We start from the raw sequence: 16585 nt of genomic DNA on the forward strand, positions 1-16585 counted from the left end.
GACGCCATCATGACCTCGTCCCGACAGGACCGCATCGCGGCACTGCCCGCCCACCTGCGGGAGGCGCTGCGCGCGCGGATGGCGGGAACGGCCGCGCCCGCGCCGGAGATCCCGGCCGCCGCCGACCGTTCCCGCCCGATCCCGCTCTCGTCCGCCCAGCGGCGCCTGTGGTTCCTCAGCAGGCTGCGGCCGGACGACCCCGAGTACAACAGCGCGTTCGCCCTGCGCCTGACCGGAATGCTCGACCACGCCGCGCTGGCCACCGCGCTGAAGTCGCTGGTCCGGCGCCACGAGCCGTTGCGCACCACCTTCGAGGAGATCGACGGCGAGGGCTTCCAGATCGTCGGGCCGCCTCACGAAGTCGAACTGCCCGTCGTGGAGGTCACGCCCGACGACCTGGAAGACGTCCTGCGCGCCGAGTACACCCGGCCGTTCGACCTCGGCCGCGGGCCACTGTTGCGCGCGATGCTGGCGCGGCTCACCGAAACCGAGCACGTGCTGCTGGTGTGCGTGCATCACATCGCCACCGACGGCGCGTCGATGGGGGTACTGACCGAGGAACTCGGCCTGCTCTACCGCGACGGCGAACACGCGCGGCTTCCCAACCAGCCGGTGCAGTACGCGGACTTCGCGGTATGGCAGCGAAATCGGCCGTTACGAGGAGCGGGTCTCGACTATTGGAAGGCGCACCTCGCCGACGTCGTCCCCCTGGAGCTGCCCACCGACCGGCCCCGGCCGCCCGTGCGAAGCACCGACGGCGCGGTACGCGAGTTCACCGTGCCCGTGGAGGTGGCCGGGCGCCTCGCGGAGCTGGCGCGCTCGTCGGAGACCACGTTGTTCACGGTGCTGCTGGCCGCGTGCCAGGCGTTGTTCGCCCGCTACACCGGGCAGGACGACATCGCGCTCGGCACCGTCGTGCGGGGCCGCGAAAAGCCGGAACTCGAACGTGTCGTCGGCTTCTTCGTCAACACCGTCGTCCTGCGTTCGGCCGTCGACCGGGCCGCGACCTTCACCGAGCATCTGACTCGCGCCCGCCAGACCGTCCTGGATGCCTTCGCGCACGACGACGTGCCGTTCGACGCCGTCGTCGACGCCGTACAGGCCGGCCGCGACGCCGGGCGCAACCCGCTGTTCGACGTCATGGTGCTGCTGCATTCCGCTTCCGGGGCCGGACCCGAGTTCCCGGGCCTGACCGTGGAACCGGCGGAGGTGGCGCGGGACGCGGCGAACTTCGACCTCTCGGTGGAGTTCGAGGAGTCCGGCGGCGAGCTGGCGGGGCTCGTCGAGTACAGCACCGAACTGTTCGACGCCGCCACGGTCGACGGCCTGATCGGCCACCTGCTGCGGCTGCTGACCGGGATCGCCGCCGAACCCGGCCGCCGGATCGCCGACCTGCCGCTGACCGACGACGACGAGGAACGCCGTCTGCTGTTCTGGGGGAGCAACGGGCTGGAGGTGCCTGCCACGACGATCGTCGACCTGCTGGACCACCAGGCGAAGACCCGGCCCGGCGAAATCGCGCTGGTCTGCGGCGAAACCCGGCTGACCTTCGCCGAACTGGCCGCCCGTACTGACGGCGTCTCCGCGGAGCTGGCCGCCCGCGGCGCCGGTCCGGACCAGGTCGTCGCGGTGCTGCTGCCCCGCTCGGCCGAAGCGGTTGTCGCGTTGTTCGCCGTGCTCAAGGCCGGCGCCGTGCACCTCTCGATCGATCCGGGTCTGCCACCCGAGCGGATCCGGACGCTGCTGGAGGACACCCGGCCGGTGGTCGTGCTCGACGGCACTTTCGAGGTCACCACCGACGGGCCGCGACCGGCGCCGCCACGGCCTTCGGACGCCGCGTACGTCATTCACACCTCGGGCTCGACGGGGACGCCGAAGGGCGTCGTCGTCGGCCACGCGGCCCTGGTCAACCTGCTCGCCAACCACCGCACCGTGTTCGGCCGCGACCGGATGCGCGTCGCGCTGACCGCGACCCTTTCCTTCGACACCTCGTGGGAAGGCCCGCTGCTGCTGGCGGACGGCCACGAACTGCACGTCATCACCGAGGAGACCCGGCTCGACCCGGCCGGGCTGACCCGCTATGTCCGCGACGAGCACGTCGACTTCCTCGACGTCACACCGTCGTACCTGCGGCAGCTACTGCCCGCAGGACTGCTCGAAGGAGAGCGTCGGCCGAAGTTCCTGATGGTCGGCGGCGAGGCCCTCGACGGCGATCTCTGGCGCGAACTCGCCGCGTCCGGAACGGAAGCCCACAACTACTACGGGCCCACCGAGTCCACAGTGGACGCCACGCGCGCTCCGGTCATCGGCGATCGGCCGGTGATCGGCAGGCCGCTGGGGAACGTGACCGCCTACGTCCTCGATGAAGGATCCCGGCTCGTCCCGGTCGGCGTCCCCGGCGAACTGTGCCTCGCCGGCGCCCAGCTCGCCCGTGGTTACCTCGGCCGTCCGGGGCTGACCGCGGACCGCTTCACCGCCGACCCGTTCGGCCCGCCCGGAGCCCGGCTCTACCGCACCGGTGACCGGGCACGCTGGACCGCGGACGGGCAGCTGGAGCACCTCGGCCGGGTCGACGATCAGCTCAAGGTCCGCGGCTTCCGGATCGAACCGGGCGAGGTCGAAGCGGTGCTGCGGGCGCAGCCGTCCGTCACGGACGCCGCCGTGGACGCGCGGAACGGCACACTGGTCGCCTACGTCGTCGGTGACACCGAACCCGCCCGGCTGCGGTCGGAGCTGAGCCGTGTCCTGCCCGGCCATCTCGTCCCGTCGGTGTTCGTCGGCGTGGACGCTCTGCCGCTGACCAGACACGGAAAACTGGACCGCCGCGCCCTGCCCGATCCCGAACACACCACCACTACGCCCTACGTCGCTCCCCGGAACGACCGTGAACGGCTGGTGACCGCCATCTGGTCCGACGTCCTCGGCGTCGAACGCGTCGGTGTCGACGACGACTTCTTCGACCTCGGCGGGGATTCCCTTCTCGGCATCCGGGTCCTCGCGCGGCTGCGGGACGCGCTCGGCGCAGAGGTGCCCGCCCGGCTCGTCCTCACCGCGCCCACTCCGGCCCGCCTCGCCCGGCGGCTGCCCGAGAGCACCGCGCCGCAGGCGGCGATCCCCGTGCTGCCCAGGGACGGCGGCCGGTTCGAAGCGCCGCTCTCCTTCGCCCAGCAACGGTTGTGGTTCCTCGACGAATTCGAACCGGGCAGTTCCGAGTACGTCTCGCCGACGGCCTTGAGGCTGCGCGGAGAGCTGGACCTCGCCGCGCTGAACCGCGCCTTGACCGCTCTGGTCGCCCGGCACGAGTCCTTGCGGACGACCTTCGCGACCGTCGACGGCCGCGGCGTCCAGGTGATCCACCCGCCCTACGCCGTCGACGTGCCCGTCACCGACGGCGATCTCGACACCGCGTTGGAAGCGGCGACCGGCCCCGTCGATCTGCACGCCGGACCGTCGTTGAGGGTCGCGCTGACCCGGCTCGCGCCCGGCGACCACGTACTCACGCTCGTGTTGCACCACATCGTCACCGACGGCTGGTCCTCCGGCGTGCTGCTGGCCGAGCTGGCCACGTGCTACAGCGCGTTCGTCCGCGGCGAGGCGCCGGTCCTCCCGCCCCTGTCCGCGCAGTACGCGGATTACGCGGTCTGGCAGCGAGAACGGCTGCGGGGCAACGATTTCGACGCCCAGCTCAGTTACTGGCGCAACCGGCTCGACGGCGTGCCCACCCTCGACCTCCCCACCGACCGGCCCCGGCCCGCCGTCCGGACGAAGAACGGCGCCCTGCACGAATTCAGCGTGCCCGCCGGGACCGCGGCCCGGCTCAAGGAGTTGTCCCGGCATCAGGGCGGCACCTTGTTCACGACGCTGCTCGCCGCGAGCAAGCTGCTGTTCGCCCGCTGGTCGGGCCAGGACGACATCGCCGTGGGCACGGTCGTCTCCGGCCGCGAGCGCACCGAAGTCGAAGGCCTGATCGGTTTCTTCGTCAACACGCTCGTCCTGAGGTCCACTGTGGACTTGACGCTCGGGTTCGACAGCTTCCTGGATGACGTGCGGGACACCGTCCTGGACGCTTTCGCGCACCAGGACGTGCCCTTCGACCGGGTCGTCGACGACCTGCAGCCGGAACGGGACACCAGCCGGACGCCGCTGTGCCAGGTGCTGGTGGTCCTGCACAACACCCCGGACACCCGGCCGTCGATGACGGGCCTGGACGTCGAAGAGCTGGCGCCGCCCGTCGTCACCGCCGGTTTCGATCTCACGATCCACTTCCAGGAGACCGCCGGGCGGCTCGACGCGCTCGTCAACTACAACACCGATCTGTTCGACGCCGCCACGATCGAGCGGCTGACCGGCTGGCTTCGCCGGATGCTCGACGGCATCGCGACGGCTCCGGAGCTGCCGCTCGCCGGGCAGCCCTGGATCAGCCCGGCCGAACGCGACCGGGTGCTGGTGGAGTGGAACGGCAAGGCGGCCGCGGAACCGTCGCCGGTGCTGCACGAGCTGTTCGCCGCACGCGCCGCGCGCACTCCGGACGCCGTCGCGGTGACGAGCGGGAGCACCGAGCTGACCTATGGCGAACTGGACAGACGCGCCAACCGCCTCGCCCACCGGCTGATCGAGGAGGGCGCGGGGCCGGAGCGGCTGGTGGCGTTACGGCTGCCGCGGTCGGCGGATCTGGTCGTCGCGGTACTCGCCGTCCTGAAGTCGGGGTCCGCGTACCTGCCGATCGACCCGGCCTACCCGGCGGCGCGGATCGAGGCGACGGTGGCGGACGCGCGCCCGGTCTGCGTCGTCGACTCCGTCGAGGCCGACGGGCGGCCGGACACCGCTCCGCAGACGCGTGTCGAGCCGGGAAACGCGGCCTACGTCATCTACACCTCCGGGTCCACCGGTGTGCCCAAGGGCGTCCTGATCCCGCACGCCAACGTCACCAGGCTGTTCTCCTCGACCGCGCACTGGTTCGGCTTCGACGAGAACGACGTCTGGACGCTCTTCCACTCCTACGCCTTCGACTTCTCGGTCTGGGAACTGTGGGGCGCGCTGCTGCACGGCGGCAGGCTCGTGGTCGTCCCGCAGGACGCGGTCCGCGAACCGGAAGAGTTCCTGGCACTGCTCGCCGAGCAGCGGGTGACCGTCCTCAACCAGACGCCGTCGGCGTTCTACCGGCTGAGCGCACTGCCGTCGCGGCAACTCGGTCTGCGGTACGTGATCTTCGGCGGCGAGGCGCTGGATCCCGCGCGGCTGGCGGAGTGGTACCGGCGGCACCCGGACGGGCCGCGGCTGGTGAACATGTACGGCATCACCGAGACCACGGTGCACGTCACGCACCGGGCGCTGGAGGCGGACGGAACGGCCACCGTCGGCGTCCCGATCCCGGACCTGCGGACCTACGTGCTCGACGCCGATCTCGCTCCAGTCCCACCCGGGGTGACCGGCGAACTGTACGTCGCCGGGGCCGGGCTCGCGCGCGGCTACCTCAACCGTCCCGGACTGACCGCGTCGCGTTTCGTCGCGGACCCCTTCGGCGGGCCCGGCACGCGGATGTACCGCACCGGGGACCTGCTGAGGTGGACCGGCGACGGTGAACTGGACTACCGGGGCCGCGCCGACCACCAGGTCAAGATCCGCGGCTTCCGCATCGAACCCGGCGAGATCGAAGCGGCGCTGATCGTCCATCCCGACGTCGAGACGGCGGCTGTCGTCGCCCACGGCGCGGGGGACACCCGGCGGCTCGTCGCGTACCTGACCGGGGCGGTGCCGGGGACGACCGCGCTGCGGGAGTTCCTCGGCCGTTCCCTGCCCGCCCACCTGGTGCCCGCGGTGTTCGTGCCGCTGGAGCGGTTGCCGCTCAACGCCAACGGGAAGCTCGACGTCCGGGCGCTGCCCGAGCCGGGCGCGCGGACCGAGAACCGTTACGTGGCACCGCGCACCGACGCCGAGACCGTGCTGGCCGCGGTCTGGTCGGAAGTCCTCGGGGTCGACAGGGTCGGCGTCGAAGACAACTTCTTCGGGCTCGGCGGCGACTCGATCCTCAGCATCCAGGTCGTCGCGGCCGCCCGGCAGGCGGGGCTGACGCTGTCGTCCAAGGACCTGTTCCGCAACCAGACCATCGCCGAACTCGCACATGTCGCCCTGCCGGAAACCCCTGCCGAGCACGTCGAGGCGGAGAACCTCGGGCCGGCTCCGCTCGGCCCGATCCAGTCCTGGCTGTTCGAACGGCTGGAAGCGCCGTGGCGGCTGTCCATGTCCGTGCACGTCGTGCTGTCGTCCGTGGACAGGCCGAAGCTGATCTCCGCCTTGAACCGGGTCGCCGAGCGGCACGACGCGCTGCGCATGCGGTTCTCCCGTACCGAGGGGCGCTGGGAGCAGGAGCCCGCCCCGGTCGATCCGGACAGCATCCTCAGGCACGTGGACCTGTCCGATGTGGATCCCGTGGAAGACGTGGCGACGGCCATGCGCGCGGAGGCCGTGCGGGCACAGACCTCGCTCGACGTCACCACCGGGCCGCTGTGGCGCGCTGTGTTGTTCACCTTCCGCGATCGGGCGCCGCAACTGTTCCTCACCGCCCATCACCTCGTCATGGACGGGGTTTCGTGGCGGATTCTGCTGTCCGACCTCGAACGCGCGTACCGGGGCGAGGTTCTCGCACCGGTACGGACATCGTTCACGTATTGGGCCCGTTCTCTCGCCGAGAACGTGAAAATGGGAAGACTCGACAAGGAAATCGGGTACTGGGAAACTTCGCTCCGCGGAGCCTGGATGGACATTCCGGTTGACCGCCCGGGCCGCAACACCGCGAAGTCGGAGCGCGGTGTCTCGGTGTCACTTGGCCGGGCCGAGACCACCGCGCTCCTCCGCGACGTACCCGACGCGTACCGCACCGAGGTCAACGACGTCCTGGTCAGCGCCCTCGGCCGGGCGCTGGCCCGGTGGACGGGGCGGTCGAGGGTCGGGATCGCCATGGAGGGGCACGGTCGCGAAGACCTCGCCGGCCCCTTCGACCTTTCGCGCACGATCGGCTGGTTCACCGCCCAGTACCCGCTCTCGCTCGCTGTTCCCGAAGGTGACTGGGGCGACGTGCTCAAAGCCGTCAAGGAACAACTGCGCGCGGTTCCGGCCAAAGGCGCGGGCTTCGAGGCTTTGCGCTACTTGAGCACCGAAGAAACGCCGGGTTCCGCGTTGCGCGAAGCTCCCGAACCGCGAATTTCTTTCAATTATCACGGCCGCTGGGACATGGGGAGTCCCGCCGAAGGATGGATCCGGGGCAGGGCCGAAGCCCTGGGGAACGACAGCGACCCGGAAAGCGTGCGTCCGTACCTGCTCGACGTCATCGGTGTCGTCGAAAGCGGCGAACTCCATCTCACCTGGCAGTATTCCGATGAGGTGCACGAAGAAGCCACGGTACGCGCGCTCGCCGACGCCACACTCGACTCGTTACGCGGGATCATCGCGCATTGCGCAGACAACGGGGGACGCACGCCGTCGGACTTCCCGCTGACCCGGCTCGCGCAGGCGGACGTCGACCGCGTCGCCGGTGACGGCCGTGACGTCGAGGACATCTATCCGCTCACGCCGTTGCAGACGGGCATGCTGTTCCACAGCCTGGTCGACACCGGTTCGACCGCCTACTTCGACCAGTTCCGGCTCCGGCTCGCCGGGGTGAGCCGTCCGGACGCGCTCGCCGAAGCCTGGCAGCGGGTGGTCGACCGCACTCCGATCCTGCGCAGCAGTACCGCTTGGGAAGGCATCGAGGAGCCTGTCCAGCGAGTGCACCGCGAGGTCCGGGTCCCGGTCCGGCAGGACGACTGGCGCTCGCTCACGTCGGACGAGCAGGACCGGGAACTGAAGAAGCTGCTGACGGACGACGTGGCGGCGGGAATGGACCTGGCCGCCCCGCCGTTGATGCGCCTGGCGATCGCGAGGGTCGCCGACGACGAAGTACAGCTGGTCTGGACCTCGCATCACGTCCTGCTCGACGGCTGGAGCACGGCGCAGGTCTTCGGCGAGGTGTGCGAGCAGTACGCGGCCATCGTGGAGGGCCGCGCCGCGCGGCTGGACCCGCGCCGGCCGTTCCGCGACTACCTGGCGTGGCTCGCCCGGCAGGACCACCCCGAGGCCGAGACCCATTGGCGCGCGGTCCTGGACGGATTCACCACCCCGACCCCGTTGCCCTTCGACCGGCGGCCGCAGGAAGCGCACCGCGCCGAGTCCGCGGAAGCCGTCCTCGTCGAGTTGACGCCTGAGGAGTCCGCGCGCCTGCACGAGACGGCGAAGTCCGCCGCGCTCACGGTCAACACGATCGTGCAGGGCGCTTGGGCGCTGCTGCTCGCGCGGTACAGCGGGGAGACCGACGTCTTGTTCGGCACGACCGTGTCCGGCCGCCCGGAGGGGATGCCGGGTGTCGAGTCGATGATCGGCATGTTCATCAACACGGTCCCGGCACGCGTGGAGGTCCGTGGCGAGGAATCCGCCCTCGACTGGCTGCGGGAAACGCAGGCGGCGCAGGCCGACGCGCGCCGGTACGACTTCCTCGCCCTTTCGCAACTGCAGGCGTTCACGGACGTGCCCGCCGGAACTGCCCTGTTCGACAGCGTGGTGGTGTTCGAGAACTACCCGATCGAGGACAGCGGGCAGGCCGACGTGCGAGTGCTGGACGTCGAGTCGCTGGACACGACGAACTTCCCGCTGAACCTCACCGCCTACCTGCACGACAAACTCGGGCTCGAGCTGTCGTACGACCCGAGGTTGTTCGACGCGGCCACGGTCCGCCGTCTGGCGGATCAGCTCGCCGGGTTCGTCCGCGCGATCGTCGCGGATCCGCGGAGCCGGCTCGACGCGCTGTCGCCGCTGTCGTCGTCCGAACGGCGCGAACTGCTGGCCTCGGGCAGCGGCCCGGTGATCGACGTGCCGTCCGGCACGGTGCTGGACGTCTTCGAGGCGACGGTCGCCCGCGTTCCGCACGAGACCGCGCTGGTCTTCCGCGGCACGGTCTTGGACTTCGCCGAGGTCGATGCCCGCGCCACGCGACTGGCGGGTGAACTGGCCGCTCGTGGCGCCGGGCCGGAGACGGTGGTGGCCGTCGCGCTGCCCCGCTCGGCCGAAGCCGTGATCGCGATCCTCGCGATCTTCAAGGTGGGCGCGGTGTATCTGCCGATCGATCCCGGTCTGCCGGAGGAACGGAAACGGTTCCTGCTGGAGGACGCGCGCCCGGTGGTGGTGCTGAGCGAGCCGGAGGCCGTTCGAGCGACAGCCACCACGGTCAGGGCGAGCGTGGACACCGCGGCGTACGTCATCTACACCTCCGGTTCGACCGGGACGCCGAAGGGCGTCGTCATCGAGCACCGCGGCTTGATGAACATGCTCGCCGCGCACCGCCGTGTCTTCCTCACCGAAGAGCGCCGACGGGTGGCGCTCACCGCGTCGCTGTCGTTCGACACCTCGTGGGAAGCGCTTTTGGCCATGATCGACGGCCACGAGCTGCACGTGCTGGACGACGACACGCGGCTCGATCCCCGCGCCGCCGTCGACTACGTCCGCGACCACCGGATCGACCTGCTCGACCTGACCCCGACCTATCTCCAGCAGCTGCTCGAAGCGGGCCTGCTGACCGGGGACCATCGGCCGGGCACGGTGCTCGTCGGCGGCGAGGCGACCGGCGAGCGACTGTGGCGTGAGCTGGTGGCGTCCGGTGTGACCACGCACAACTATTACGGGCCCACCGAGGTCACGGTCGATTCCGTGCATACGCCGGTGGCAGGGGACCGGCCGCTGATCGGCTCTCCGCTGGCCAACCTGCGCGCCTACGTCCTCGACGCGACCGGGACGCCGGTTCCGGTGGGGATGCCCGGTGAGTTGTTCCTCGCCGGCGTTCAGCTCGCCCGCGGTTACCTCGGCCGTCCGGGACTGACCGCGGATCGGTTCGTCGCCGACCCCTTCGGCCCGCCGGGCACCCGTATGTACCGCACCGGCGACCGTGTCCGCTGGACGGCCGACGGACGGCTCGACTACCTCGGCCGCGTCGACGACCAGGTCAAGATCCGCGGCTTCCGGGTCGAGCCCGGCGAGGTGGAAGCCGTGCTGCGGCAGCACCCTGCGGTCACGGACACGACGGTCAACGCCCGCGACGGACGGCTCGTCGCGTACATCGTCGGCGACCCGCGAGGACTGCGGGAGTGGCTGCGGGATCGCTTGCCGGAGCACCTCGTCCCGTCGGCGTTCGTCGCACTCGACGCCCTTCCGCTCACCCGTAACGGGAAGATCGACAAGCGGGCGCTTCCGGCGCCGGGCCGCGACACCGCCGCCGAGTACGTGGCGCCGCGAACCGAGGCCGAACGTCGTCTCGCCGTCATCTGGGGCGAGGTCCTCGACGTCGACCGGGTCGGCGCGACGGACAGCTTCTTCGAACTCGGCGGCGACTCGATCCTGAGCATGCGGATCGCCTCCCGCGTGCGCGCCGAACTGGGCGTCGACATCTCGCCGCGGGCGTTGTTCGCCGCACCGACCCTCGACCGGTTCGCCGCGGCCCTGCCGGAGCAGCGGGCCGGCACGCGGCCGATCCCGGTCGTGGCCCGCGACGGCGCCCTGCCGTTGTCGTTCTCCCAACAGCGGCTGTGGTTCCTGGACGAGTTCGAACCGGGTGGCACCGAGTACCTGTCGCCCTCCGCGTTGCTGCTGCGCGGTGAACTCGACGTCGTCGCCCTCAACCGCGCGCTGGACTTCCTGGTAGCCCGCCACGAGTCGCTGCGCACCACCTTCGACGCGATCGACGGCCGCGGTGTGCAGTTCGTGCACGAGCCCTACCGCGTCGACCTTCCCGTCGAAGACTTCGACGAGGACAGGATGGCGCGGGAAGCGTCCCGTCCGTTCGATCTGCGAACCGGACCCCTCCTGCGGGCCCGGTTGTTCCGGCGGACGCCCGAGGAGCATGTCCTGCTGCTGGTGCTGCACCACATCGTCACCGACGGCTGGTCTTCGGGCGTACTGGCCGCCGAACTCGACGAGACCTACGCCGCCTTCGTCCGCGGCGAAGAGCCGTCGCTGTCCGAGCTTCCCGTGCAATACGCGGACTTCGCGGCCTGGCAACGGGAACTCCTCGACGGTTCCGCGCTCGCCGGGCAGCTGGAGCACTGGAGGGACCGGCTCGCCGGACTCGAGCCCCTCGAGCTGCCCACCGACCGGCCCCGGCCCGCGACGCGCACGACGGAGGGGGAGTGGATCGGATTCGATCTTCCCGCCGACGTCGTCGCGAGACTCCGGGAACTGGCCAAAGCCCAGGACGGCACCCTGTTCATGACCCTGGTGGCCGCCTGCCAGGTCCTGCTGGCCGGGTGGGCGGGCCAGGAAGACGTCGCCGTCGGCACGGTGACCGCCGGGCGGGAGCGCACCGAGCTGCAACGCCTGGTCGGATTCTTCGTCAACACCCTGACCCTTCGGTCCACTGTGGACACCGAACGGTCCTTCCGGGAGTTCCTGGCACAGGTGCGGAACGTGGTACTGGACGCGTTCGGCAATCAGGACGTCCCGTTCGAACGCGTGGTGGACGCCGTGCAGCCGGTCCGCGACCCGAGCCGCACCCCGCTGTTCCAGGCCATGGTGGTCCTGCAGAACACCGGTGATCGGCCCGGTTCCGGCGAGCTCGTCGCGGGCGAGGTCGCGCTGCCGGCGGTGGCGGCCCCCTTCGACCTCCTTGTGCAGTTCGAGCAGGACGGCGACACGGTGCACGGGGCGATCAACTACAGCACCGGACTGTTCGACGCCGCGACCATCGAGCGGCTCATCGCGCGGCTGCGGGCCCTCCTGACCACGCTCGCCGCCGAACCGGACCGCCCGATGGCCACGCTGCCGACGCTGCCCCAGGGTGAGCTCGACCAACTGCGAGCCTGGAACGACACCGCCCGTGCCGTCCCGGCCGCGTCCCTGGCCGAACTCTTCGAAGCACAGGTCCGGCGGACACCTACCGCGCCCGCGCTGATGACCGACAGCGGTTCGCTGACCTTCGGGGAGCTCAACGCGCGGGCCAACCGGCTGGCGCGCTCGCTCCTGGAGCGGGGCGCGGCACCCGAGCGGGTCGTCGCCGTCCGGCTGCCGCGTTCGTTGGCGCTCGTGGTCACCGAACTGGCCGTGGCCAAGACCGGCGCCGCGTTCCTGCCCGTGGATCCCGGCTATCCCGCCGAGCGCATCGAGTTCATGCTGCGTGACGCGGACCCTGTCCTGGTGGTGGACGGCGAACTCGACGCGGGCGCCCACGACGACACTGACCTGGGAGTGCGGTTCGATCCCGCTCAGCCCGCCTACGTGATCTACACGTCCGGCTCGACCGGCCGGCCCAAGGGGGTCGTCGTCACCCATGCCGGGCTCGCGTCGTTCTCAGCCGCCGAGATCGAACACTGCGACGTGCGGCCCGGTGACCGCGTTCTGGCCTTCAGCTCGCCCAGTTTCGACGCCTCGATCCTGGAACTGTGCCTGTCCCTGCCCGCCGGTGCCGCGCTCGTCGTCCCGCCCGAGGGGCCGCTGCTCGGTACCGACCTCGCCGACGTCCTGCGCCGCACGCGGGTCACCCACGCGCTGATCCCGCCGATCGCGCTGGCCACCGTGCCCGAGACGGATCTCCCGGACTTCCGGACCGTGATCGTCGGCGGGGACACCTGTCCGGCGGTGCTGGTGGACCGATGGGCTCCCGGGCGGCGGATGATCAACGCCTACGGGCCCACGGAGTCCACCGTGGTCACCTCGTGGAGCGAGCCGCTGACCCCGGGCGCCCCGCCGCCGATCGGCACACCGATCCCGAACACCGAGGTCCACGTCCTGGACAAAGCGCTGCGGCCGGTACCGATCGGCACGACCGGCGAGCTGTTCGTCTCCGGTGCAGGGCTGGCGCGCGGCTATCTGAACCGGCCGGGCCTGACCGCGGACCGGTTCACCGCGAATCCCTTCGGGCGCCGGGGCAGCCGGATGTACCGGACCGGCGACCTGGTCCGGTGGACGGCATCGGGTGCGCTGGAGTTCGTGGGGCGTGTCGACGAGCAGGTCAAGGTCCGCGGTTTCCGGGTGGAACTCGGTGAGATCGAAACGGCCCTGCGACGCCATCCGGAGGTACGCGACGCGGTCGTGGTCGCCCGCGAGATCGGTGGGCACAAGCGTCTCGTCGCCTACGTCGACGGCGAGACGGCGGATCTGCGGGCCTTCCTCGGCGAGACGTTGCCGGCTTACCTCGTGCCTTCGGTCTTCGTGCCCTTGGACGCGGTTCCGGTCACCGCCAACGGCAAGGTGGACCGCGCGGCGCTTCCCGCTCCGGATCCGGCCTTGGCGCAGGGCGCGGACCACGTGGAGCCGCGCACCGAAACGGAGAGGTCGCTGGCGAAGCTCTGGACCGAGGTCCTCGGCGTGGACCGCGTCGGGTCCACGGACAACTTCTTCGACCTCGGCGGCGATTCGATCCTGAGCATCCAGGTCGTCCACCGGGCCCGGCAGGCCGGGCTGGCGATGCGGTCGAAGGATCTGTTCACCCACCAGACGGTCGCCGAGCTCGCGACAGTGGTGAAACCGGTGGACACGGCGGACGCGGATCGCGAGGTCGTCGTCGGCGACGTTCCGCTGACCCCGATCCAGCAGTGGTTCTTCGCCTCCGAACCGGCGAATCCGGCGCACTTCAACCAGTCTGTGCTCGTCGAACTCGAAGGACCCGTGGAACAGGAATCGCTGCGGCTCGCGCTCGACGCCGTCATCACCCAGCACGACGCGCTGCGCCTGCGCTTCGAGCGGACCGAAGAGGGGTGGACGCAATACAACGAACCACCCGAGCCGGGGCCGGTACTGAAGAAGGTGCCCGCCGACCGGTTGGAGGCCGAAGCCGAGGTCGCGCAGGCGGATTTCGATCTCGCGCGGCCGCCGCACCTGCGCGCGGTGCTGACCGAACCGGACGGAGCGGGGAATCCCCGCCTCCTGCTCGCCGCGCACCACCTCGTCGTCGACGCCGTGTCGTGGGGCATCCTGCTCGAAGATCTCGAACGCGCGTACCGGCAGATCGAAGCCGGGGAGAAGACCGACCTCGGGACCAAGACGACGTCCTTCCGCGAGTGGTCCCACCGCCTGCGCGAGTTCGTCCAAGGCGGGGGACTGGACGACGAACACGGCCATTGGGCTCGCGAGCTGCCCGGCCGCACCGTTCCGCGTGACCGGACGGACGTGCCGCCCGCGCCACCGGAATCGGTGACCGTCGAGGTCGCCGAACGGGACACCGACGCCCTGCTGCACCTGGCACCCGGCGCCTATCGCACCCGGATCAACGACGTCCTGCTGACCGCGCTGGCCAGGGCGCTCACCCGCTGGACGGGGGAGCGAGCCGTCGCCGTCGACCTGGAAGGCCACGGGCGCGAAGAGATCCTCGACGACGTCGACCTTTCCCGGACGGTCGGCTGGTTCACCACCTTGTTCCCCGTCGGGCTCATGATCGACGACTCAGCCGGGTGGCGAGCACTCGTCAAGGCGACCCGGAAACAGCTGCGCGCCCTGCCCCGCAACGGTTTCGGCTACGGCGCCCTGCGGAACTTCCGGTTCCCCGAGCTCGGTGACACCGCGCCGGAGGTCGCGTTCAACTACCTGGGGCAAGGCGACCACGCGAGCGAGGGGACCGGCTTCTACCGGCGAGCCCACGCACCCCTCGGCCGCGAACAGGATCCGGAAAACCGGCCGCCCCACGTGCTCGAAGTGGTCGGCGGTGTCCGGGACGGCCGCCTGGAGTTCTCCTGGTACTACCAGCCCCATCTGAACACGCGCGCCACGGTGGCGGCCGTCGCCGCGGACTTCGCCGCCGCCTTGCGGGCCATCGCGGCCGACTGCCGGGGTGACGAGACGTGAGCGGGCTGCGAAGCAATCGCGACTACCGTCTCCTGTGGACCGGGCAGGTCGTGTCCGAAGCCGGGTTCAGCACCACCATGATCGCCTTTCCCCTGGTGGTACTGGCGATCACCGGCTCCGGTGTCCAATCGGGACTCGTGGTCGGCGCGGTGGCGATCGCCCAGCTGGTCGCCGGGCTCCCGGCCGGCGCGCTGGCGGACCGCTGGTCCCGCAAACGGATCATGCTCGGCTGTGAGGCCATGCAGGCGATCGCGGCCGTCGTGCTCGTCCTCGCGCTGTGGCGGGACGTGGCGGGAGTCGGTCTCCTGGTCGTCGTCGCGGTCGTGATGGGAGTGTGCCGGGCCTTGTTCGAACCGGCGGAGGAGGCGAGCCTGCCGCTGCTGGTCCCGGCCGACCAGGTCCCGTCGGCGGTCTCGCTGAACGCCGCGCGAACGAGCGCCGGACAGCTCTCGGGTACCGCGCTCGGCGGCTTCCTGTTCTCCTTGGGCCGGTTCGTGCCGTTCGTTTTCGACGTCGTGACCCACCTCGTCGCCTTCGTGTCGCTGTTGTTCGTCCGGCTGCCGGTCCGCCGGACCACGGCCTCTCGTCCACCCGCGCATCTGGGCCGAGAGATCGCGGAAGGGCTGAATTGGGTGTGGCGGCAACCGCCGCTGCGCGTCACGACGTTCTGCGTGATCAGTCTCAACCTGTTCTTTTCGGCCTACTACCTGGTGATCATCGTGCTCGCCGACGGCCGGGGCATGCCGTCGGGGGAGATCGGCGTCATGGCCGCGATGCTCGGCGGCGGCGGGGTGCTCGGCGCGCTGGCCGCACCCGTCCTGTACCGCAGGTTCAGCCCGTATGTGTTGATCGCCGGGGTGTTCTGGGCCCTGACCGTCCTGACACCGCTCGCGATCTTCGTGCACAGCGGATACCTCATGGGCCTGCTGTTCGCGGGGATCGCCTTTCTGCCGCCCGCCGCCAACACGGCCATCAGCACCTACCAGCTGCTCACCACACCCGACGAGTTGCGCGGCCGCCTCGGTGGCGTGCTGGGGGTGACGGGCGGTCTGGCCGCCGCGCTCGGGCCCGCACTGGGCGGGTGGCTGGTCGAGTTCCTGCCCGGCTCCACGGCGGTGCTGGCGTGCGCGGGCGCCATCGCGGTCGTCACGTTGCTCACCACCTTCAACCGCACGCTGCGCGGGCTTTCCGCCACGTCCGCACCATCCGAAGTGAAAACCACCGTAAGTTGAGGAGAGAGAACCGATGGACGACAACACCACGTTCCAGGTCCTGGTCAATGACGAAGAGCAGTACTCGCTTTGGCCCGCGGACAAGGAAATTCCCGAAGGCTGGCGTCCCGATGGCAAAACGGGCACTCGCCAGGAGTGCATGGACCACGTGGACGAGGTCTGGACGGACATGCGTCCCCGAAGCTTGAGGGAGCGCATGGCGGCCGAATGACCGGTCGCGGTGCCCGCGGCGGTGGCCGCACCCGCCCGGGCACCTCCGGCCTTCGTCGCCGCCTGAGACCGCATGCCCCGGGGTGATGGGGACTTTCCGCGCGTGTGATGAGGGGAAAGTCCCCTTCGCCTCGCGGATCGCCGTCGAGCGCCGGTCCGTGAAGGCCTCCTTGAGAGACCCAGGGTCGCTCGACACCCACTGGGCCACGATCGCGGCCCAGTCACTCAACTGCGCAGAGTAGTAGGCCCCACGTGGTGAGTGTTCGGCGCGAGATGTTCGTGGATCGCCT

At 70.6% G+C, this 16585-nt stretch carries 3 protein-coding genes; all 3 read left to right on the forward strand.

The genetic code is table 11. From position 1 onward, the window contains the following. Positions 1 to 9 precede the first annotated feature (9 nt). Genes CFP71_RS13085 through CFP71_RS13095 form a run of 3 tightly spaced genes read left to right on the forward strand, consistent with a single transcriptional unit; the run spans position 10 to position 16296 of the window. On the forward strand, positions 10 to 14853 hold the full coding sequence (locus CFP71_RS13085) for a non-ribosomal peptide synthetase (RefSeq protein WP_093934126.1): 14844 nt from the start codon (positions 10 to 12) through the stop codon (positions 14851 to 14853). Further along, positions 14850 to 16085: an MFS transporter gene (locus CFP71_RS13090; RefSeq protein WP_093934127.1), complete on the forward strand. Its 1236-nt coding sequence runs from the start codon at positions 14850 to 14852 to the stop codon at positions 16083 to 16085. The genes CFP71_RS13085 and CFP71_RS13090 overlap by 4 nt, the downstream gene beginning before the upstream one ends. Before the next feature lie 13 nt (positions 16086 to 16098). Continuing rightward, entirely contained in the window at positions 16099 to 16296 is a 198-nt protein-coding gene (locus CFP71_RS13095) for an MbtH family protein (RefSeq protein ID WP_093934128.1), read from the forward strand. The last annotated feature ends 289 nt before the right edge of the window (positions 16297 to 16585 follow it).

Source organism: Amycolatopsis thailandensis, from assembly GCF_002234405.1.
Taxonomy (GTDB): Bacteria; Actinomycetota; Actinomycetes; order Mycobacteriales; family Pseudonocardiaceae; genus Amycolatopsis; species Amycolatopsis thailandensis.

Excerpts from the sequence above, each read along its gene's own strand:
- CFP71_RS13085 (WP_093934126.1), top strand. The coding sequence starts at position 10 with ATGACCTCGTCCCGACAGGACCGCATCGCGGCACTGCCCGCCCACCTG.
- CFP71_RS13095 (WP_093934128.1), top strand. The coding sequence starts at position 16,099 with ATGGACGACAACACCACGTTCCAGGTCCTGGTCAATGACGAAGAGCAG.